This window comes from Microbacterium sufflavum, assembly GCF_023101165.1.
GTDB lineage: Bacteria > Actinomycetota > Actinomycetes > Actinomycetales > Microbacteriaceae > Microbacterium > Microbacterium sufflavum.
Genome location: NZ_CP078076.1, coordinates 1,088,321 through 1,108,655, shown reverse-complemented (window position 1 = coordinate 1,108,655; position 20,335 = coordinate 1,088,321). Strand labels below are relative to the sequence as shown.

Below are 20,335 nucleotides of genomic sequence, written 5' to 3'. Positions count from 1 at the left end.
CGACCGAGAGATGCTCATGCCCGCGCTGCGCGACCCCGCCCTGAGCCGCCTCGCCCACAGCCTGCTGTGGCCCGGATTCGCCGGACACACCGCCCCCGACTGGCTCCGGCGAGCGCTCGACCACGGTCTCGCCGGCGTCGTGTACTTCGCGCAGAACCTCGATCCCGCCGACCCGGATCAGCCGCGCGCGCTCTCGGCGGAGATCCACGGACGACACCCCGAAGCGCTGATCGGCGTGGACGAGGAGGGCGGCATCGTCACGCGCCTGGAAGCGGCCGCGGGCTCATCGACGCCCGGCAACGCGGTGCTCGGCCGCCTCGACGACATCGACCTCACCGAGCGCGTCGCCGCCTGGACCGGGCGGCTCGTGGCCTCCGCGGGCATCGACGTCGACCTGGCGCCGACCGTCGACGTCAACGCCGACCCGCGCAACCCCGTGATCGGCGTCCGCTCGTTCGGCGCCGACCCCGACGTCGTCGCCCGCCATGCCGCCGCGGCCGTCCGGGGGATCCAGTCCGCCGGGGTCGCCGCGTGCCCCAAGCACTTCCCCGGTCACGGCGACACCGTCACCGACTCGCACCTGGCGCCGGCGACCGCCGATGTGACGCTCGAACAGCTGCACGCCGTGCATCTGCCGCCGTTCCGCGCCGCGATCGAGGCGGGCGCGAAGACCCTCATGACGGCGCACATCCGCGTGCCCGCGCTCGGCGACGCACCGGCGACCCTCAACCCGACGAGCCTGCGCCTGGCCCGCGACCTGGGCTTCGACGGGGTGCTCATCACCGACGCGGTCGACATGGCGGCGATCCGCGGCACGGTCGGCTCGGGGCCCGGCGCGGTCGGGGCCCTCGCCGCGGGCGCAGACCTCGTGTGCATCGGCAACCCCGCCCTCAACCCGCAGGTCGGCGGCGAGCGCACCGACCAGGTCGAGTTCGAGGAGGTGCTGCACGCCGTGTACGAGGCGCTGCGGTCGGGCGCGTTGCCTGTCGCGCGCGCGGAGGAGGCGGCGGCGCGGCTCGCCGAGCTCTCGGCCTGGCGCCGCGACCACGGGGACGACGCCGAGCGCCCGGCGGCCTTCGAGGGCGCAGACCTCGTCGCCCGCGCGGCCACGGTGGTCGGTGATGTGCGCCTCGGCAGTGCGTCGGCCACGGTGGTCGACGCCCGCACGAAGCGCAGTGTCGCGGTGGGGGAGGCGTCGGACTTCTTCACCGTGGCGCTGCGCGAGCGGATGCCGGTGGAGCGCGTATCGCTCGCCGGACTCGATGCGACGGCGGCTGCCGCACGGGCGGCCGCGGTCGCCGCGGACCGGACGGAGGAGGTGGTGCTGCTGGTGAATCAGCCGCAGAGCAGTCCGTTCGAGGCGGCCGTGCAGGAGGCGGTGCTCGCCTTGCGCCCCGACGCCGTGGTCGTGTACGCGGGGTGGCCCGCAGAGGGTGATGTGCGCGCGGGTCGGGCGGTGCTGGCGCTCGGGGCGTCGCGTGCGTCGGCGGTGTACGTCGCTCGGGTGTTGTCCGGAAGCGCCTGAGACGACACATCGCTCGGTATAGGTTGTTTTGAATGACTCAAAACAACGTGCTACGGTCGGAGGGAACCGGACGGCCAGACCGAGGCTCCCGCGCCGCACTCGACGGTGATCAGGGGAGCACCGCGGGCCGCAGAACCGCACGACCGCACAGGGGGCGAGACCCCCGCTCCGGCGTGCGCGCCGCCAGGGGCCGCCGGCCCCTCCGCGCGAGCCTGCCCTCCGGACGAGAGAGGAACACGCATGAAAGAGTCACGACCCGCCGCCCGGCCCGGCATCCGCTTCACCTCGATGCCGCACGCTCTGGGACGCCGCGCCCGCGAGGACATCGTGTGGGAGGCGCTCGAGCGCATCGACGGCAAGCCGACCCCGGACGTCGGCACGATGCAGGCCGCGATGGGCAACGAGGCTGAGATCCGGCTCGTGCGCGACACGGTGCGCGCCTACCTCGACGCCCGTGGCGTGCGGGACACGGCCGCCTGGGCTGCGCGCATCGGAGCGGCGGAGTGAGGCCGCTGGGCCCGCGCGCCGCCGGCGCAGCGGTGCTGCAGGTGCGCGGCGAGTACGCACTGCCGGTGACCCCGATGGATCTGCACACGACACCTCCGCGACCGAACGACGGCGGGATCGTGGTGCAACTGCGGTCGTCGGGTCTCGGCGGCAGCTCCTACGTGGTGGCTCCCGCCGGTGCTGTGCCGAGCGCGATCGTGCTGGAGTACGGCGACGGCCGGGAGCGGCACTGGCGTCGTGGACGCGGGATCTCCGCTGATGTGGTGCCGTATGTGCTGGTGGACGACTCGGGCTCGACCGGGTACGTGACGGAGAACAGTTGCCTCAAGCAACAAAAGGCGTAGACTGAGGGCATGGCGAACGCCCAGAGCATCGCCGACATCCACGTCGCCCTCGTGAACGTGGTGTCGGCGTGGAGCGAGAGCGACGTGCAGGCCCAGGTGGCCGAGAGCGTCGGCGTCGCCCTCGACCCCACCGCCATCCGCGCGGTGTACCTGCTCGGGCTGCACGGGGGAGCGCTGGGGTTCGGTGCCCTCGCCGAGCACGCCTCGATGTCGCGCCCGACCACGTCGAAGCTCGTCGCCCGCATGGCCGCGCAGGGCGTGGTCGACCCGATCCGCACCGGTCGCACGGTCGAGGTGCGCCTCGCACCCGCCGGCGAGCAGGCCTACGCACGCCTGGTCGACGCCGGTCACCGCCTGGTGGCAGACGCCCTCGCCGGCTGGGACGCGGACGAGATCTCCGCGTTCCGGCACCAGCTCACGCGCTTCGTCTTCGCCCTCGCCGGCACGCCGTCGGCACCGTCCATCCAGGAGGAATCATCATGACCCGCACCTACGTCGTCACCGGCTCGGCATCCGGAATCGGAGCCGCCACCACCTCGCTGCTGCGCGCCCAGGGGCACACCGTCATCGGTGTGGACCTCGCCGGCGCCGAAGTGGCGGGCGACCTCTCCACGCACGACGGCCGCATCGCCGCCGCGGAAGCCGCGATCGAAGCCGCGGACGGCAGCATCGACGCCGTGATCGCGTGCGCCGGCATCGCCGCCCCCATCGCGAAGACCATGGCGATCAACTTCTTCGGCGTGACCGAGTTCCTGGAGGCCCTGCGCCCCACGCTCAGCCTGGCCGACACTCCGCGTGCGGCCGTGGTGTCGTCGATGGCGTCGCTGCAGCCGGTGTCCGCCGAGCTCGTCGACGCCGCCCTGGCTGGTGACGAGGCCCGCGCGCTGGAGATCGGCGACCGGCTCGCCGCGACCCCCGAGGGCGGGTTCCTCAACTACTCGTCGAGCAAGCGCGCGGTGTCGCGGTGGGTGCGCCGCGAGTCGGTGACGCCCGCGTGGGCCGGAGCCGGCATCCCCCTCAACGCCGTCGCCCCCGGCACCGTGATCACCGCCATGACCGCCGGTCTGCTCGGGTCGCCCGAGGGCCTGGCGCAGGTGGACGCCGCCGTGCCGATGCCGCTCAACTACCACCAGCCGGCGTCGTCCATCGCAGAACTGCTGGTGTGGCTGACCAGCCCGGCGAACACGCACATGGCCGGTCAGACGATCTACTGCGACGGCGGGGCCGACGCGGTGCTGCGCGGCGACGACATCTGGTCGTGGAACGACGCCCCGCAGAGCTGACGCGACACCGCCGGCGGGAGCCGCGGCCTGACCTAGACTGACCGCATGGGGGAGTTGTGGCGCCGGATGTCGCCGCGCTCCTGGGGTCGTCTGTTCTTCGGAGCGCAGGCCCTCGCCGGCGCCGCGTGGTGGATCGCGGTGTTCGTGTCGCCCGGCATCCGCACCGCGACCCTCGGCTCTCTCGACGCGCCGCTCGTCGCGCTGCTCGACATCCCGCTGTTCGTGCTCGGGTCGGCCCTCGCGGCAGCGGGACTGCGCGCCGCGGTGTGGTCGACCACCGGCTGGACGACCCTGGTCGCGGCCGGCATGGCGCTGTACGCCACCGTCACGGGCGCGGCCGGATGGGGCGCGCTGCTCATGGCGGCCGCGGCGCTGGGGTCGATCGGCGCCGCCGTGCTCGTGCTCACCGGCCGGGTTCCGTCCGAGTGGCTGCTGCGGGGGCCGTTCCGGTTCCGGCTCGCGGCGACCGCCCGGCCCGTGGCGCATCTGTCCCGCACGGCCGTGCAGATCCTCGTGTTCTCCGCCGTGTTCCTGGTGGCCCTGCCCGCCGTGATCGTCGTCGCCGAGCACCGGTGGGGGCTGCACGTGCCGTTCCCCGTGGCCGTGCGCATCGCCGGTGCGGTGCTGTTCGCGCTCGCGTTCGCGCTGTCGATGTGGTCGGCCGCCTCCATGTCGGTGCAGGGCGAGGGCACACCTCTGCCCTCGGCGATGCCCCGGCGGCTGGTGGTCGCCGGTCCCTACCGCTTCGTGCGCAACCCGATGGCGGTCGGCGGCATCGCGCAGGGCATGGCGGTCGGCCTGATGGCGGGCTCGTGGCTCGTGGTGCTGTACGCCCTGTGCGGGTCGCTGGTGTGGAACGCGCTCGTGCGACCACTGGAGGAAGCCGACCTGGAGGAGCGGTTCGGTGCCGACTTCCGCGCCTACCGCGACCGCGTGGCCTGCTGGATCCCGCGGCGTCCGCGCATCACCGTCTGACCGATCGACGGCCGCCGCGTCGGTGGGTCGCGCGTGCACAGGTGCTGTTGCGGTTCCGCCGCTACCCTGGGAGTGTCCCCGGTCACCGGGGCGGCGGACGAGGGAGCAGTACCCGCACACGACGACTGACTCATGAGGGAGTCGTCATGTCCAGGGAGAGGCCGACCGGCGAGGAGCCGACCATGAGCCGACCGTCGATCAGGCAGCTGGTCACCCCCGTCGATGTGGTCCGCGTGGTGCTCGGCTGGGGTGCGTTCGGGGCGCTGCTGCTCGCCCACCCGTTGCTCGCACCACCCGTGCCTGGTCCGCTGCTGGTGATCGCGCTCGTGGGCATCGTCGCGGTGATCCTGGTGTGCGCGTTCGGCGTGGTGAAGCAGGCGGAGGCCCTCGCGCACCGCCTGGGCGACCCCTATGGCTCGCTCGTGCTCACCCTGTCGATCGTGCTGATCGAGGTGATCCTGATCTCCGCGGTCATGCTCGGTCCCGGCGAGCACGCCACGATCGCCCGCGACTCGGTGATGGCCGTGTCGATGATCATCCTGAACCTGGTGATCGGGCTCGCGCTGCTGCTGGGCGGGCTGCGTCACCGCGGGATGGCGCACAACGGCACCGGCACGTCGTCGTACCTGGCGATGCTGGTGGTGCTCGTGGCGCTCGGGATCGCTCTGCCCGGGCTCATCGGCGACGACGGCGCGTACACGGTGGGGCAGGAGATCCCGATCATCGTGCTGACCCTCGCGCTGTACGCGTTCTTCCTGTTCCGGCAGATGGGCGCGCAGGCGGAGGACTTCACGGAGGTCGACGAGCGACGGCGGACAGCGGCTCGTACGGAGGAGCCGCGCCCCGGCATCCGGCAGGTGCTCGCCGCGCATCGCACCGAGGTCGTGACGCGCCTGATCCTGCTCGTGGTCACGGTGGTGCCGATCGTGCTGCTGTCGCACGACATGGCCGCGCTGCTCGACGACGGTCTCGCCAGGGTCGGGGCGCCCGTGGCCCTCGCGGGGCTCCTCATCGCGGGCATCGTGTTCCTGCCCGAGTCGATCACGGCCGTGCGCGCCGCGCTGAACGGTGAGGCGCAACGCGTCACGAATCTGTGCCACGGCGCGCTCGTGTCGACCGTGGGGCTCACGATCCCCGCGGTGCTGGTGATCGGCATGCTCACGGGGCAGACGGTGGTGCTGGCCGAGTCGCCCGCGAACCTGCTGATGCTCGGCGTCACGCTGCTGCTGTCGGTCACGACCTTCTCCGCGAAGCGCGTGACGGCGATGCACGGCGCCGCACACCTCGCGACCTTCGCCGTGTACGTCCTCATCCTGTTCAGCTGACGGGGGGGTCGCGGCCGGAAAGAAGTGTGCAAGGAACTCCCCGGAGCGGCAAGGCGCGGTCGGCGGTCGACGGGGACGGCGGCGACACCCGAGATTGGAGGGACACACCCCTTCCTCCACACCCGGACGGTCCGCATGAAGACGAAGCTCCTTGTCACCCTCGCCGCGACGGCGCTGCTCGTGGGGGGATCGCTCGCCCCCGCCCACGCCGACGAGAGTCTCCACCCGGATGTCGTCTACGCGCTCGAGCACGTCCCCGGGGGCGTCGCCGTGGACGCGCACACCGCGGAGTGGCCCGATCTCGGCATGCAACTCACCGTCCCGTCGCCATACCAGCGGGCCGTGGGCAGCTGTGCGACCGGACAGTACTGCGCCTACTCGGAGCCGAACCGCGGCGGAACGCGGTTGAGCTTCAGCGTCTGCTCGATCGTCAGCACCGCCGGCCTCAGCACCGTGCGCTCGATCGCCAACGCCCGCTCCTCCGGGACCGTCCAGGCCCGCAATGCCGCGAGCACGGTGCTGGCGTCGGCGGGCGCGGGGGTCACGGCGAACGTCGTCGGGGCGGTCACGAACCTCCGTTGCCTGTTCTGATCATGCCGCTACCCTGTTCACACCGGATCGCGGCGTGAGGGAGGGGCGCATGTTCCGCTTCACGTTCACGCACCCGCTCGCGCTCGCTGTCGCGGCGCCCGGTTCCGGCGACGCCGCCGGCTTCCTGCGCGTGGCGCCCGGCCGCGTTCGGCCGACGTCGCGCGCGGCCGAGCACGACGGCGCCGGCACGAAGGCGGTGGTGTACCGACAGCTGTTCGACCAGTACTGGCCCCGCATCCACCGCCACCTGGAGTGCTTCATCGACGACGCCGAGGAGGTCGAGGAGCTCACGGCCGAGGTGTTCCTGATCGCCTGGCGCAAACTCGACCCCGCGAGCCCCATGGGATTGCGGTGGTTCCTGCGCACCGCCGACAACAAGCTGCGCGATCGCAGCCGGCGTGCGCGGTCCCGCGACAGGGCCATCGACGCGCTCACGCGCGGGCTCGGCAACCCGGCCGAGCCGCTCGACCCGATGGAGGCACTGGCGCTGCGGCGCGCCCTCCGGTCGCTGAGCGCCAGGGAGCGGCAGGTCGTGGTGCTCACGTACTGGGACGAGCTCAGCGCCGGTGAGGTGGCCGAGGCGCTGCACACCAGCCCCGGAGCCGTGTGGACCACCCTGACGCGGGCACGCACCAAGCTGCGCGCCCAGCTCGAGACGGGACGGGCGCGATGAACATCTCCGACACCGAGCTCGACCGCCTGTTCCGTGCGGCGAACCCGGCGCCGCGGACGACCGACGACAGCGGCCTCACCGCGGCCGAGATCGCGATCCGCGAGGGCATCATCCGCGGCGACTACCGCCCGCAGAGGCGCCGCCGCCGCCCGGCCCTGGTGTGGGCCGGAGTGGTCACGGCGACAGCGGCCGTCGCGGCTGCCACGGTCGTCGCGGTGTCGGTGCTGGTGCCCACGCAACCCGCGGTGGCGCTCACCCCGCCCGCCCTGCACTACACGGCAGCCGGTACCGCGGCGGAGGTGTTCGCCGACGCGGAGCGCACCCTGATGGTCGACGCCGCGGTCGCGCAGGCCCCGGTCGTGCACTCGGTGTCGTGGAACTGGAGCGTCGACCTGGCGGACGAGCACGTCGAGGTCGTGCCCCAGGAGATCACCCTGGAGTGGGGTCCCGGTCAGCCGACCGTCTCGACCATCGTCGCGGGGGAGCCGTACTGGCCCGACGGCGAGCGTCCGGATGGCATCGCCGCGAGCCCGTACGCGCCCGGCGAGCTCATCGACACCGTGGCCCTGTCACCGGAGGAGTTCGCTCTGCCGACCGCGGTCGCCGGACTCTCCGGAAGCTCGCGCGCCGAGCTCGACGCGGCCCTCGGTGCATTCGGGGCCACGTCGGCGTCGTCGTCCGGGGAGCTGCTGGCCGCGATCACCGGCTTGCTGCAGTACTGGACGCTGACGGACGCCCAGCACGCGGCGCTGCTGGAGCTGCTCGACGAGGCAGGGGGCGTGACCGTGCGGGGCGAGACGACCGACCGCCTGGGGCGCGACGTGATCGGCGTGCAGGTGTCCTTGGTGGTGCCCGAGCGGGTGGAGACCGCGTTCATCTCCGTCGAGTCGGGCCGGATCGTCGGTGTGGAGAGCGAGCTCGTGGCGCCGCTGGAGGGTCTGCCGGCCGGCGTGGTGTCGTACACGATGTGGGATGCCGCGCGCTGAGAGGCGGCCGTCGCGACCCTCCGGAGAAGCCGTGTAAGGAACACGGCACTCGTGCAAAAGGGCTTCCCGTGCACGCCCCGATCCGCGCGCACACTGAAAGCTCGCGGTAAGGACATCGGCGCTCGCGCAAAGCCCGATCCGCAGCGATGAAGACTGACACCGCAGTTCTTCCATCGATTGTGAAAGGCACGATATGACTCGTTCATCCACCACCCGCCGCGCGGGAATGGGCCGCAGAGTCGCGGCTCTCGTCTTCTCCGCCGTGGCTGCCGCCTCGGCCATGCTCATGGTCGCCCCGGCCGCGAGCGCCGCCCCGTCCGACTACTGCGGACGCGGCAAAGCCTGTCTGTGGGACGACGCCAGCTACAACACGAACGGCAACTACGCCGCGCTGCACTGGTTCGAGTACTTCTCGAACCCGATGGACGGCTACGTGTACGCCGGCACGGGCATCGGCGTGAAGGACACGGCCGACTCCTGGTACAACAACGGCCGCACGTCGACGGCGTGCTTCTACGACCGCGCCAACTATCAGGGCGCCAGCTGGTGCATCGCCCCGCTGTCGCCCTCCGGTCAGGGCGACGGCAACATCGAGAACAACTCGGGCCTCGTGTACGGCGTCACGTGGGATCCCGCGTCGGCGAAGTTCATCTGACCCCTCACCCCTGGAGCGTTCACCCGTGTCGAAACACCTTCGTCTCGGCGGCGCGATGCTGGTGGCGGCTGCGACTCTCGCAGCCGCCACCGGCTGCGTCTCCGACACCCCCGCCGCCGAACAGACGCCGACGGGCAGCGTGGAGAAGAACATCTCCGCGTGGACGCTGCCGCTGGACCCCTACGTCCTGACCGACAAGATGCTCAAGAAGGCCGCCTACGCGGGTGCGCTCGTGATCGCCGAATGCCTGGAGGAGAAGGGCACGCCGCTGCCGGTGCCGTACGTCGACTTCGACAGCGCCTACGAGGGCCGCGAGACCACGCGTTCCGCGCTGACCGAGGAGGTCGCGAGCACGTACGGATACCACCTCCCGCAGGAGGCGCTGCCCCTCGAGGTGCTGCCGTGGGAGGCGTATCGCACCGCCGACCTCGATGCGGCGACCGCCGCGGTGAGCGACGAGTGCTCGGCCGAGCTGCAGGGGCGGATCCCCGGGTACTCCTCCGACATGATGAACTTCTCCTCCATGTTCGTCGGGTCGGCGTTCGAGGGCGCCCTGGCCGACCCGGCCGTGAGGGAAGCGGCCGATCGGTGGAACGAGTGCATGGTGCCCCTCGGTGTGGAGGATCTTCCCGCCCTTCCGATCGACATGCCGTCCGACTCGGTGCGGCAACGGTTCACCACGAGCCCCCTCAGCGGAGACGACCCGAGCACGGGCGACATCACGCGTGAGGAGGTGCGGCTCGCGCTGGAGGATGTGGATTGCCGGGAGTCGTCGGGCTTCCAGCAGGCGTTCTACGACGCGCTGTGGGAGCGGGAGGCCGCGTCGTACGAGCAGAACGCGGAGGCCTTCGAGTCGCTGCGGGCGAAGGTCGCCACGGTGTCGGCGGAGATCGACGCGACGATCGCCGAGCTCGCGACGGCGGAGTGACGGCCGGATGGTGAAGGAGGCCGCCGTCCCCCGCCGGTCACGTCGCGTCGTCCTGATCACGGCGTCCGTGCTGGTTGCCGGTGCCCTGTTCGCCGGCGGATGGGCGGCGGCGCTCGTCTTCCGGTCTCCCGCGCAGATCGACGCGGCCGCTCAGCCCCCCGATCCCTCCCTCATCACCGCGACGGTGGTCCGCGGTCAGCTCGCCGATGTGATCAACGCCCAGGGCACCGTCGCCAACGTCGATGAGATCTCCACCGCGGTGCCGACGCCGGACGGCGGCGGGAGCGTGACGCTGTCTCCCGTCACACCGGGGCAGCAGGCCTCGGCGGGGACGCTGCTGCTGGAGGTGAACAACCAACCCCTGTTCGCGATGCCCGGGTCGTTCCCCTTCTTCCGCGACATGAAGACGGGCGACACGGGGCGCGACGTCCTCCAGCTGCAGAACGGCCTGATCGCGGCGGGCTATGCGCTCACGGCGGACGGTGCGTTCGGACGCGCGACCGCGGAGGCGGTGGCCGGACTGTTCCGGGCGAACGGCTACGCGGTGCCCCTGGTCGACCCGGCGGCGGATGCCACGGACGGCGATGCCGCTCCGGTGGTCCCGGCGACGCCGGCTCCTCCGTCCACGAAGGTGGTGTCGGCGCCCGCTGCCGCGTTTCTGGTGGTGCCGCAGCTTCCAGCCGCGGTGCTGGCGATCCCGGCGACCGGCGCGCTGCCCGAGAAGGCGGCCGTGGTGACGTCGTCCGGAGAGACCGTGGTCAAGGCGACGGTCGTCCCGGCGGTCGCCGCTCAACTCGAGGAGGGGATGTCGGCCACGATGCTCACGGGCTCGACCACGGTCGCGCTCACGCTGCTGCGCATCGTCGAGGTCGAGAACGAGGACGGCGAGAGCTCGTTCGACGTGCTGTTCGCGTACACCGACGCGAGCCAGCGCCCGCAGCAGGCCGGAGCAGAGGGGCTCGTCAGCATCACGCGGGAGATCGTGGCGGAGGAGTCGCTGCTCGTGCCGTCCCGCGCCGTCCTGTCGCGCGGGGAGAGCCGCTACGTGCTCGTCGCGAGGGAGGGCGGGTTCGTCGAGGTCGCGGTCTCTGAGCGGGGGGCTCTGGACGGCACGAGTGCGGTGACGGCGGTCGACGACGGCGAGCTCGACGCGGGCGACGAAGTGCGGGTGCAGTAGTGCCGACGCTGTCGCTCGACCGCGTCTCGCGGGTGTTCCCGACGACGCCGCCGGTCGTGGCGCTCGACGGGGTGGACGTCGTCTTCGCGCAGGGCGAGTACGTGGCCGTGGAGGGCGAGTCCGGCGGGGGGAAGTCGACGCTGCAGGGAATCGTCGGACTCCTGGACCGTCCGTCGTCCGGCCGCTACCTGATCGACGGGGACGATGTGGCGGGGCTCTCCGATCGTGCTGCTGCCGCGGCCCGATCGGACCTGCTCGGCTACATCTTCCAGAGCTTCCATCTGCTCGACCGGCGCACCGTGGTCGAGAACGTCGAGCTGCCGCTGCACTATCGGGCCGTGGACCGCGACGAGCGGCGTGGGCTCGCGCTGCGCGCGCTGCAGGATGTCGGGCTCGGGGAGTTCGCGCAGAGCCGTCCCGGCGTGCTGTCGGGCGGGCAGCGGCAGCGGGTGGCGATCGCGCGGGCGATGGCGGCGCGGACACCGATCCTCCTGGCGGACGAGCCGACGGGAAACCTGGACTCGGAGAACAGTGCCGCGGTGCTCGAGCTGTTCGACGAGGTGCGGCGGTCGGGCACGACCCTGATCGTGGTGACGCATTCCGCTGTGGTCGCCGAGCGGGCGGACCGGCGGGTGCGGGTGGCGGACGGGCGGGTGGTGTCCGATGGGTCGCGGCGTGCACCCGTGGGGGAGGACGGCGCACGCCGCCACCCGCCCGTCAGCGGACCGCATCCCCCGGGCCGCGCCTCGACCGTGCGGTTCGGCGACCTCGTTCGCGACGCCTGGCGCAACGTGACGAGTCGCCCTGGTCGCACCCTGGCCCTGGTCGCCGCCCTCGCGGTCCCCCTGGCACTCGCACTGACGACACTGGGGCTGGCGTCGTCCGCGAGCGTGCAGGTGTCGAGCGATTTCGACACCGTCGCCGCACGGGAGGTCGCGGTGCAGGCGCCGGGCGACGGGGTGTCGCCCACGCTGACGACGTCGCTCGACGCTGCGGCGACCGAGCTCACGGAGTTGAACGGGGTCACCTCGGCCGCTGTCGTGGAAGACTCCGGCACCCACGCGGTGCGGGTGGGTGCGCCGCGGCCTGAGGTCGAGACGGGGGTGTTCGCGGCGGCCGGTGATCCGGTCGCCGCGCTGCGGCTCGAGGTCGACTGGGCGGAGGGGGCGGACGCCCTCGGTCCCGGCGAGGTGCTGGTGGGCACGCACCTCGCGGCGAACCTGGGCCTCGGCCCGGTCGAGCGGGCGCCCACCGTGAGCATCGACGGGGAGACGTTCGTGGTGGCCGGGGTCGTGTCGTCGTCGCCACGGCGCACGGATCTGCTGGGCAAGGCGATGATCCTCGCGGCGGCCGACGCGGCACCCCCCGTCGGCTCGGTGTCGGGCTACCTCGTGACGCGCGCGGGTGCTGCCGGCCAGGTCGCGGCGGAGGCCCCGGTGGCGTTGGATGCGTTCCGGCCGGAGCGCTTCGACGTGTCGCAGCCGCCGGCGCCGAGTGCGACCCGCGAGAAGGTGGAGGCCAGCGTCGGCATGAGTCTGGCGGTGCTCACGGCCGTGGCACTGGTCGGCGGCGTGCTGTCGATCGTGCTGGCGACGGTGAGCTCGGTCGCGGAGCGGCGCGCGGAGATCGGACTGCGGCGAGCGCTGGGGGCCAGACGGCTGCACGTGAGTGCGATGCTGGTGGCGGAGTCGATGCTGCTCGGCGTGCTCGGCGGGCTGGTGGGGGTGGTCCTGGGGATGTCGGCGATCCTGGCCGTCACGCTGGCGCGGCAGTGGACGCCGGTGTTCGACGTGCGACTCGCGCTCCTCGCCTTGGGCGGCGGTGTCGCGATCGCCTGTCTGGGCGCGATCGCCGGGGCCGTGCGAGCCGGGGCGGTCCTTCCGAACGCGGCCCTGCGCTCGTGACCGCGACTCACCGGATGGAGGGGGTACGACGAAGGCCGGCACCCGTCCCGGGTCCGGCCTTCTGTCTCGCTGTGCGCGAGGGGGGACTTGAACCCCCACGTCCATACGGACACTGGCACCTGAAGCCAGCGCGTCTACCATTCCGCCACTCGCGCGAGTGTCTCGTTCCGAAGAACTCAACTTCCCGAGGATATCACGCGTTTTCGGTCGCGTTGCACACGCCCCGGGGGGCCGCGGCGGCGTTCCCCCAGGTCACCTGGCTACGATGTCCCTACCGGTCGGCATGCCAGAGGAGCCCAGTGGGACTACTTGACAGCTTTGAGAAGGGTCTCGAGCGCGCAGTGAACAGCGCGTTCGCGAAGACCTTCCGCAGCGGCATACAGCCGGTGGAGATCGCCTCGGCTCTGCGCCGCGAGGCCGACACGAAGGCCGCGGTCGTCAGCCGCGACCGCATCCTCACCCCCAACAACTACGTGGTGCGGTTGAGCCCCGACGACGCCGACCGCATGCGTGGTCTCGGCGGCGCCCTCACCGACGAGTTGCACGCACTGCTCACGACGCACGCGAAGTCCCAGGGCTACAGCTTCGCCGGGCCGCTGTCGCTCACGCTCGAAGCCGACGAGAAGGTCGCGACGGGCACGGTGCGCGTCAACTCCGGCACGGTCGAGGGCCGCGTCGACTGGCAGGCCGTGGTCGACGTCGACGGCCGCCGCCACGCGCTCACCCGGGCTCGCACGGTGATCGGCCGAGGGTCCGACGCCGACATCACGATCGCCGACGCGGGCTCGAGCCGCAAGCACGCGGAGATCCTGTGGGACGGCGAGCGCGCCATGCTCCGCGACATGGGCTCCACGAACGGCACGAAGGTGAACGGCCAGAAGCTGCGCGAGGCCGCGCTGCCCTCCGACACCACGATCACGATCGGCCGCACCGACCTGGTGTTCCGCATCGTCCCCGTCGCCGCCCCCTCGCGCCCCCCGCGCCCGGGCGACGACGCGACCAGGGCGTTCGGAGCCTTCTGATGAGTGAACTCGTCCTGCTCCTGCTCCGCATCGGCTTCCTCGTCCTGCTGTGGTTCTTCGTGTTCGGTGTCGTGTACTCCCTGCGCGCCGACCTGTTCGGGGTCAAGGCGCGCAAGCTGCCCGCCGAGGCCGCCGCCGGCGCTCCGGTCGCCGGCGCGTCTACCTCCCCCGCGAAGCCCTCCTCGTCGTCGCGCCCGTCGTCCGGCCCCGCGACCGTGGCGACCGCGAAGCGTCTGGTCATCACGTCGGGGCCGAAGGCGGGGCTGGAGCTTCCGCTCGGCGCCGACTCGATGACGATCGGCCGCTCCAGCGAGTCCGCCCTCGTCATCCGCGACGATTACACCTCCAGCCACCACGCCCGCCTCCTCCTGCGCGGGGACACGTGGGCGATCCAGGACCTCGACTCCACGAACGGCACCTTCGTCGCCGGGCAGCGCGTGACCGGGGGACCGGTCGCCCTGAGCCTCGGCACCCCCGTCAAGGTGGGCGCCACGACGTTCGAGCTGAGGGCCTGACGCCGGCATGGTCTTCGAGGGCTCGAGCGTCGCGATCTCCCACACCGGGAAGGTCCGCTCCAACAACCAGGACTCCGGGTACTCCGGGGCGAACCTGTTCGTCGTCGCCGACGGCATGGGCGGTCACGCCGGTGGAGACGTCGCCTCGAGCATCGCGATCCAGCGCCTGGAGCCCCTGGACCAGCCCTACTCCTCGACGGAGGATGCGCAGGCCGCGCTGCAGGCCGCCGCGACGACCGCCGCGGGCGACCTGATCCGTGCGGCGAAGGACCGGCCGGAGCTCGCGGGCCTCGGCACCACGCTCAGCGCGATCATCATGGTCGACGAGTACGCGGTGATCGGGCACATCGGCGACTCGCGCATCTATCTCTACCGTGACGACGCGCTCACGCAGATCACGGCCGACCACACGTTCGTGCAGCGCCTGGTCGACTCCGGTCGCATCACGCCGGAGGAGGCCCGCTACCACCCTCGCCGCTCGGTGCTCATGCGGGTGCTCAGCGACATGGACTCCGACCCCGAGCTCGACATGTTCGTCATGCACACGCAGCCCGGCGACCGGTGGCTGCTGTGCTCCGACGGGCTTTCCGGTGTGGTCGACGAGGCGCGGATCCTCAAGGCCATGCAGCTGGGGCTCGCCCCGGGCCGCACGGCCGACAACCTCCTCAAGCAGGCGCTCGACGGGGGCGCGCCCGACAACGTCACGATCGTGCTGGTCGACGTGGGCGGGCAGCATCCCATCCACTCGGGCACCGCGACGATCGTCGGCGCCGCCTCCAACCCGTCCGGTGTGTACGTGCCGCCGGTGCGCGCACCGCGCAGCAACTGGCTGCACCCGGTGCGTCAGGCCGCGAACGAGCCGAGCCACTTCGAGCCGGCGCCCGAGTACCTGGAGGAGCTGATCGAGGAGGACCGGCGCCGTGCCAAACGCCGCCGCCTCGGCTGGATCGCCGGAGTGCTCGTGGTGATCGCGATGCTGGCCTTCGCGGCCTTCGCCGCCTACAGCTGGACGCAGACGCGGTACTTCATCGGCGCCGACGACGACAGCGTGGTGATCTTCCAGGGCGTGCAGCAGAACATCGGCCCGATCACGCTGTCCACCCCGGTGGAGGACACCGACATCCTCCTCGCCGACCTGCCGCCGTATCAGCGGGCCTCGGTCGAGCGCACGATCTCGGCCCGCTCGCTGTCCGACGCGATGGCTATCGTCGACCGGCTGCGCACGGGCGCCGAGGCGAACGTGATCGAGCAGACCCCGCTGCCCACGCCGGCGCCCACCCCGAGCGACACTCCGGCGGGGGGTGACGGATGAGCACCGACGTGCAGGCCGACACCACCGTCATCAAGGCCCTGCGGCGCCTGCGCATGCCGCAGACGCAGCGCAACCGGGAGTTCTGGCTGCTCCTGTTCGCGTGCGCCATCAGCGGCGCCGCGCTGACCCTCGTGCAGCTGGGCGCCCTGGGCGTGATCGACCCGATGATCCTGGCGATCGGCGGCGGTCTGGCCGTGCTGGCGTTCGCCCTGCACATCGTGCTGCGCTTCGTGGCGTCCGACGCCGACCCCTTCGTGCTGCCGATCGCGACCCTGCTGACCGGTCTGGGCGTGGCGATGATCTACCGGATCGACATCGCGTTCAAGAACACCGGGTGGGATGCCTACTCCACCAAGCAGCTGGCGTGGACGGCGATCTCGCTCGCCGGTGCCATCGCGGTCGTGATCCTGCTGCGCAACTATCGTGTGCTCTTCCGGTACACGTACATCTTCGGCCTCGCGGGCATCCTGCTCCTGCTGCTGCCGTTCGTCCCCGGGCTGCGCATCGCCGACGCGAACGCGCAGGTGTGGGTGTCGCTCGGCGGCATCTTCGCGTTCCAGCCGGGCGAGCTCGCGAAGATCTGCCTGGCGATCTTCTTCGCCGGCTACCTCGTGCGCACGCGCGAAAGCCTCACGTCGGTCGGCAAGCGCGTGCTCGGCATCACGTGGCCGCGCATGCGGGAGCTGGGCCCGGTGCTGGTCGTGTGGGCCATCTCGCTGGGGATCATCGTGTTCCAGCGCGACCTCGGCACGGGAACGCTGATCTTCGGCATGTTCGTCGCGATGCTGTACGTCGCCACCGGCAAGACCAGCTGGGTGCTGATCGGGCTGGGACTCGTGGTCGCCGGTGTCGCCGTCGCCACGCAGATCCTCAGCTACGTGCGCGGCCGCTTCATCAACTGGCTCTTCCTGTTCGACTCGTCGCAGGTCGACCCCGACGTGGCCGGATACCAGCCGATGCAGGGCCTCTTCGGTCTCGCCCGCGGCGGCCTCATCGGAACCGGATGGGGCCAGGGACGCCCCGAGATCACGCCGCTCGCGCACAGCGACTACATCATCACGAGCCTCGGGGAGGAGCTCGGGCTGATCGGGCTGTTCGCGATCCTGTGCCTGTACATGGTGTTCGTGAGCCGCGGTGTGCGGATCGGTCTCGCGGGTCAGGACGACTTCGGCAAGCTGCTGGCGACGGGACTGTCGTTCACGATCGCGCTGCAGGTGTTCATCATGGTCGGCGGTGTCACCCGGCTGATCCCGCTGACCGGTCTGACCACGCCGTTCCTCGCGGCCGGCGGCTCCTCGCTCGTCGCGAACTGGCTCATCGTGGCGCTGCTGCTGCGCATCTCCGACGGCGTGCGCCGTCAGCCCCGGGTGGTGATCGGCTGACATGACCAGGGAACTCCGCCGCCTCAGCATCATCATGCTGTTCATGTTCATCGCGCTGTTCGCCGCGACCAGCTGGATCCAGGTCGTCGAGTCCGACAGCCTCGCGCAGAACCCGCACAACAAGCGCACCCGTCTGGACAGCTTCGAGATCCAGCGCGGCGCGATCATCGTCGACGGCGCGGCGATCGCGAGCTCGACGCCCAGCGACGACCAGTACCGGTTCCAGCGCGTGTACACCGATCCGGCGCTGTGGGAGACGGTCACGGGGTACTTCAACCCCGCGCTCGGCTCGACCACCGGCATCGAGAAGGCGATGAACGCCGACCTCTCCGGCACCGGCTCCAACGCGTTCTTCTCCGAGATCGAGCGCATCCTGTCGGGTCAGCCGCAGCGCGGGTACAGCGTCGAGCTGTCGCTGAACACGGCCGCGCAGCGGGCTGCCGCCGAGGCGCTCGACGGTCTGCAGGGCGCGGTCGTGGCGATGGACCCGAAGACCGGGCGCATCCTCGCGATGGTGTCGACCCCCGGCTTCGACACGAACCTGATGGCGACGCACGACGCGAACGCCGCGAACGCCACCTATGACCAGCTGGTCGCCGACCCGGGCAAGCCCCTGTCGAACCGCGCGATCGCCGGCGACCTGAACCCCCCGGGCTCCACGTTCAAACTCGTCACGGCGGCCGCGGCATACGCGAGCGGCGAATGGACGCCGGAGTCCACGCTGCCCAACCCCGCGCTGTACACCCTGCCCGGCTCGTCCAACCGCGTGTCCAACGCGTGGGGCGGCACGTGCGGTCCCGGTGCGACCGTGACGATCGCCGAGGCCATCCGCCTCAGCTGCAACATCCCGATGGCGGAGCTCGCCGTGGAGCTCGGCGACGACGCGATCCGGGAGATGGCGGAGAAGTTCGGCTTCAACCGGAGCTTCGACACGCCGCTCGCCTCGACCCCGTCCAGCTACCCGCGGGCGCTCGACGACGCGCAGACCGCGCTCAGCGGTTTCGGGCAGGGACAGGTCACCGCGACACCGCTGCAGATGGCGATGGTGTCGGCCGGCATCGCGAACGACGGCGTGGTCATGAACCCGCAGATGGTGGATGCCGTGATCGGCAACGACCTGTCGGTGATCAAGGCCTTCCAGAACAGCGAGTTCGGGCGGGCGATGGAAGCCGATGTGGCGAACGAGATCACCTCCGCCATGGTCGCCAGCGTCTCAAACGGCGCGGCCCAGGGTGCAAGAATAGACGGGGTCGACGTGGCCGGTAAGACGGGCACGGCAGAGAACGGAAACAGGCCGCATACGCTGTGGTTCACCGGGTTCGCCCCGGCGGACGACCCATCGGTCGCCGTGGCGGTCGTCGTCGAGAACGGCGGCGGGCAGGGACAATCAGGGAGCGGTGACACCATCGCCGCTCCGATCGCGAAGAAGGTCATAGAGGCGGTGCTGGGCAGATGAGGCCGACGCAGGGTGTGTCGTTCGGTGGTCGTTACGAGCTGCAGTCGCGGATCGCGATCGGCGGCATGGGCGAGGTCTGGGAGGCGACGGATCACGTCATCGGGCGTACCGTCGCGATCAAGATCCTCAAGGACGAGTACATGGGGGACCCGGGGTTCCTCGAGCGGTTCCGCGCGGAGGCACGGCACGCCGCGCTCGTCAACCACGAGGGCATCGCCAGCGTCTTCGACTACGGCGAGGAGAACGGCAGCGCCTACCTCGTCATGGAGCTCGTGCCGGGTGAGGCCCTCTCCACGATCCTCGAGCGCGACGGCGCGCTGAGCGCCGACAAGACGCTCGACATCGTGGCGCAGACGGCGTCCGCCCTGCAGGCCGCGCACGCCGCCGGCCTGGTGCACCGCGACATCAAGCCGGGCAACCTGCTGATCACGCCAGACGGCCGCGTCAAGATCACCGACTTCGGCATCGCTCGCATCGCCGACCAGGTGCCGCTGACGGCGACCGGTCAGGTGATGGGAACCGTGCAGTACCTGTCGCCCGAGCAGGCGTCCGGCCACCCCGCATCTCCCGCGACCGACACGTACTCGCTGGGCATCGTGGCGTACGAGTGCCTGGCCGGCAAGCGTCCGTTCACGGGCGAGTCGCAGGTGGCGATCGCGATGGCGCAGATCAACGAGCAGCCGCCGCCGCTGCCGCCGACCGTGCCGATCCCGGTGCAGAACCTCGTGATGGCGATGATCGCCAAGAAGCCCGCCGACCGCCCGTCCTCGGCGGCGACCGTCGCGCGGGCCGCACAGGCGCTGCGGCGCGGAGACCTGAACTCGGCGGCGATCGCTGTTCCGGCGATCGCGACGGGCGGGATCGCCGGCGACGACGACGCCACGCGCATGCTGACGGCATCGAACGACGGTGCCACGCGCATCCTCCCCACCACCGCGCAGCTGCCCACCGAGGAGGCCGTCGCGGAGGAGGAGAAGAAGAAGAAGAAGCGCAGCGCCTGGACCTGGCCGCTGATCGCCCTGATCGCCCTGCTGATCATCGTGCTCGTGGGCACGTTGTGGGCGATGTTCGGCAACCGCGGCGAAGACCCGAAGCCGTCCGACAGCCCGACCACCGCGCAGACCACGCCGCCCCCGTCGCCCTCCACGAGCCCGACGCCCGAGGTGACGCGCGTCGACGTGGCTGCGCTGAACCTCAACGGCATGGACTGCGCCACGGCGACCGCGACGCTGGCCGACGCGGGCTTCACGAACAACGTCACGTGCGCCGACGGCGACCCCGCCCCGAGCGACGCGGAGGTCGGTCAGGTGTACCGGGTTCAGCCCACCGGGAACGTCGAGACCACGACGCCGATCGCGTTGACCGTGTACGCCGCACGCACCCCGCTGCCCACGCCGACCGACACCCCGACGCTCACGGGCGACCCGGTCGCGGGCAGCACGGTCACGGTGGCCTGGGGCACCGGTTTCACGTGCCCGAGCGGCACCACCCTGTCGGGCTACGTCGTGTCGCTGCAGAACGGCTCGTTCGTCTCGGGCGGCCCGAACTTCCAGCCGACGCAGCGCAACACGCAGGTGAAGGTCGGCGACGCGGTGGGCCAGCAGCTCATCGTCACCTACCAGGCCATGTGCTCGGGCGGCGACCAGCGCACGTCGAACGCGTCGCCCCCGCTGTCGGTCACCATCACGGCCCCCGACGACGGCGAGGGTGACGGTGGTGGCGGCGCCGAAGGGTAGCCTGTAGTCCAGCTGTTTTGTAGTTTCAGGGGGGTCATC

General features: G+C 71.5%; 20 protein-coding genes and 1 tRNA gene. 20 read left to right on the top strand and 1 reads right to left on the bottom strand.

The genetic code is table 11. The features are described from left to right. The first annotated feature begins 16 nt into the window (after positions 1-16). The 14 genes from KV394_RS05555 to KV394_RS05490 all read left to right on the top strand — a co-directional run bounded on the left by KV394_RS05555 (position 17) and on the right by KV394_RS05490 (position 12,873). A complete protein-coding gene (locus KV394_RS05555) occupies positions 17-1,525 on the top strand; it encodes a glycoside hydrolase family 3 N-terminal domain-containing protein (RefSeq protein WP_247982500.1) in 1,509 nt (502 codons plus the stop codon). A gap of 240 nt (positions 1,526-1,765) precedes the next feature. Then, positions 1,766-2,032, top strand: a complete 267-nt coding sequence (locus KV394_RS05550) for a hypothetical protein (RefSeq protein WP_247982499.1) — start codon at positions 1,766-1,768, stop codon at positions 2,030-2,032. After that, a complete protein-coding gene (locus tag KV394_RS05545) occupies positions 2,029-2,376 on the top strand; it encodes a hypothetical protein (RefSeq protein ID WP_247982498.1) in 348 nt (115 codons plus the stop codon). The genes KV394_RS05550 and KV394_RS05545 overlap by 4 nt, the downstream gene beginning before the upstream one ends. A 9-nt stretch (positions 2,377-2,385) precedes the next feature. Then, positions 2,386-2,859 carry a MarR family winged helix-turn-helix transcriptional regulator gene (locus KV394_RS05540; RefSeq protein WP_136036218.1) on the top strand — a complete coding sequence of 158 codons (474 nt, stop codon included), beginning with the start codon at positions 2,386-2,388 and terminating at the stop codon, positions 2,857-2,859. Next, a complete protein-coding gene (locus KV394_RS05535) occupies positions 2,856-3,659 on the top strand; it encodes an SDR family oxidoreductase (protein ID WP_136044313.1) in 804 nt (267 codons plus the stop codon). The genes KV394_RS05540 and KV394_RS05535 overlap by 4 nt, the downstream gene beginning before the upstream one ends. Positions 3,660-3,704: 45 nt before the next feature. Then, complete coding sequence (locus KV394_RS05530; protein ID WP_247982497.1) at positions 3,705-4,634, top strand: methyltransferase family protein; 930 nt, start codon at positions 3,705-3,707, stop codon at positions 4,632-4,634. A 182-nt stretch (positions 4,635-4,816) separates the two neighbouring features. Beyond that, positions 4,817-5,959 carry a calcium:proton antiporter gene (locus KV394_RS05525; RefSeq protein ID WP_247982496.1) on the top strand — a complete coding sequence of 381 codons (1,143 nt, stop codon included), beginning with the start codon at positions 4,817-4,819 and terminating at the stop codon, positions 5,957-5,959. A 135-nt stretch (positions 5,960-6,094) separates the two neighbouring features. Continuing rightward, complete coding sequence (locus KV394_RS05520; RefSeq protein ID WP_247982495.1) at positions 6,095-6,550, top strand: peptidase inhibitor family I36 protein; 456 nt, start codon at positions 6,095-6,097, stop codon at positions 6,548-6,550. A 49-nt stretch (positions 6,551-6,599) separates the two neighbouring features. After that, positions 6,600-7,223, top strand: coding sequence for an RNA polymerase sigma factor (locus KV394_RS05515; RefSeq protein WP_136044310.1), 624 nt, complete (start codon positions 6,600-6,602; stop codon positions 7,221-7,223). Next, positions 7,220-8,209 (top strand): hypothetical protein, encoded by a 990-nt coding sequence (locus KV394_RS05510; protein WP_247982494.1) that lies wholly within the window; start codon positions 7,220-7,222, stop codon positions 8,207-8,209. Before KV394_RS05515 ends, KV394_RS05510 begins: the two co-directional genes overlap by 4 nt. 262 nt (positions 8,210-8,471) lie before the next feature. Next, on the top strand, positions 8,472-8,864 hold the full coding sequence (locus KV394_RS05505) for a peptidase inhibitor family I36 protein (protein WP_247982493.1): 393 nt from the start codon (positions 8,472-8,474) through the stop codon (positions 8,862-8,864). Positions 8,865-8,889: 25 nt separating this feature from the next. Further along, on the top strand, positions 8,890-9,792 hold the full coding sequence (locus KV394_RS05500) for a hypothetical protein (RefSeq protein ID WP_168387128.1): 903 nt from the start codon (positions 8,890-8,892) through the stop codon (positions 9,790-9,792). A gap of 7 nt (positions 9,793-9,799) precedes the next feature. After that, entirely contained in the window at positions 9,800-10,969 is a 1,170-nt protein-coding gene (locus KV394_RS05495; protein WP_247982492.1) for a peptidoglycan-binding domain-containing protein, read from the top strand. Further along, positions 10,969-12,873, top strand: coding sequence for an ABC transporter ATP-binding protein/permease (locus KV394_RS05490; protein WP_247982491.1), 1,905 nt, complete (start codon positions 10,969-10,971; stop codon positions 12,871-12,873). Before KV394_RS05495 ends, KV394_RS05490 begins: the two co-directional genes overlap by 1 nt. A gap of 72 nt (positions 12,874-12,945) precedes the next feature. Here KV394_RS05490 and KV394_RS05485 read toward each other — a convergent pair. Continuing rightward, a tRNA-Leu gene (locus tag KV394_RS05485) sits at positions 12,946-13,028 on the bottom strand. Positions 13,029-13,172: 144 nt separating this feature from the next. On the opposite strand from KV394_RS05485, the gene KV394_RS05480 reads away from it, so the two are divergent. The 6 genes from KV394_RS05480 to KV394_RS05455 are packed head-to-tail and all read left to right on the top strand — an operon-like array spanning position 13,173 to position 20,296. Continuing rightward, entirely contained in the window at positions 13,173-13,895 is a 723-nt protein-coding gene (locus KV394_RS05480; protein ID WP_136035625.1) for an FhaA domain-containing protein, read from the top strand. Continuing rightward, positions 13,895-14,410, top strand: a complete 516-nt coding sequence (locus tag KV394_RS05475; RefSeq protein ID WP_247982490.1) for an FHA domain-containing protein FhaB/FipA — start codon at positions 13,895-13,897, stop codon at positions 14,408-14,410. Before KV394_RS05480 ends, KV394_RS05475 begins: the two co-directional genes overlap by 1 nt. A 7-nt stretch (positions 14,411-14,417) precedes the next feature. After that, positions 14,418-15,722, top strand: a complete 1,305-nt coding sequence (locus KV394_RS05470) for a PP2C family protein-serine/threonine phosphatase (RefSeq protein WP_136033227.1) — start codon at positions 14,418-14,420, stop codon at positions 15,720-15,722. Continuing rightward, positions 15,719-17,104 carry an FtsW/RodA/SpoVE family cell cycle protein gene (locus KV394_RS05465; protein WP_136033224.1) on the top strand — a complete coding sequence of 462 codons (1,386 nt, stop codon included), beginning with the start codon at positions 15,719-15,721 and terminating at the stop codon, positions 17,102-17,104. The genes KV394_RS05470 and KV394_RS05465 overlap by 4 nt, the downstream gene beginning before the upstream one ends. A 1-nt stretch (position 17,105) precedes the next feature. Beyond that, a complete protein-coding gene (locus tag KV394_RS05460) occupies positions 17,106-18,560 on the top strand; it encodes a peptidoglycan D,D-transpeptidase FtsI family protein (RefSeq protein ID WP_136045795.1) in 1,455 nt (484 codons plus the stop codon). Further along, positions 18,557-20,296 (top strand): serine/threonine-protein kinase, encoded by a 1,740-nt coding sequence (locus KV394_RS05455; protein ID WP_136033220.1) that lies wholly within the window; start codon positions 18,557-18,559, stop codon positions 20,294-20,296. Before KV394_RS05460 ends, KV394_RS05455 begins: the two co-directional genes overlap by 4 nt. The last annotated feature ends 39 nt before the right edge of the window (positions 20,297-20,335 follow it).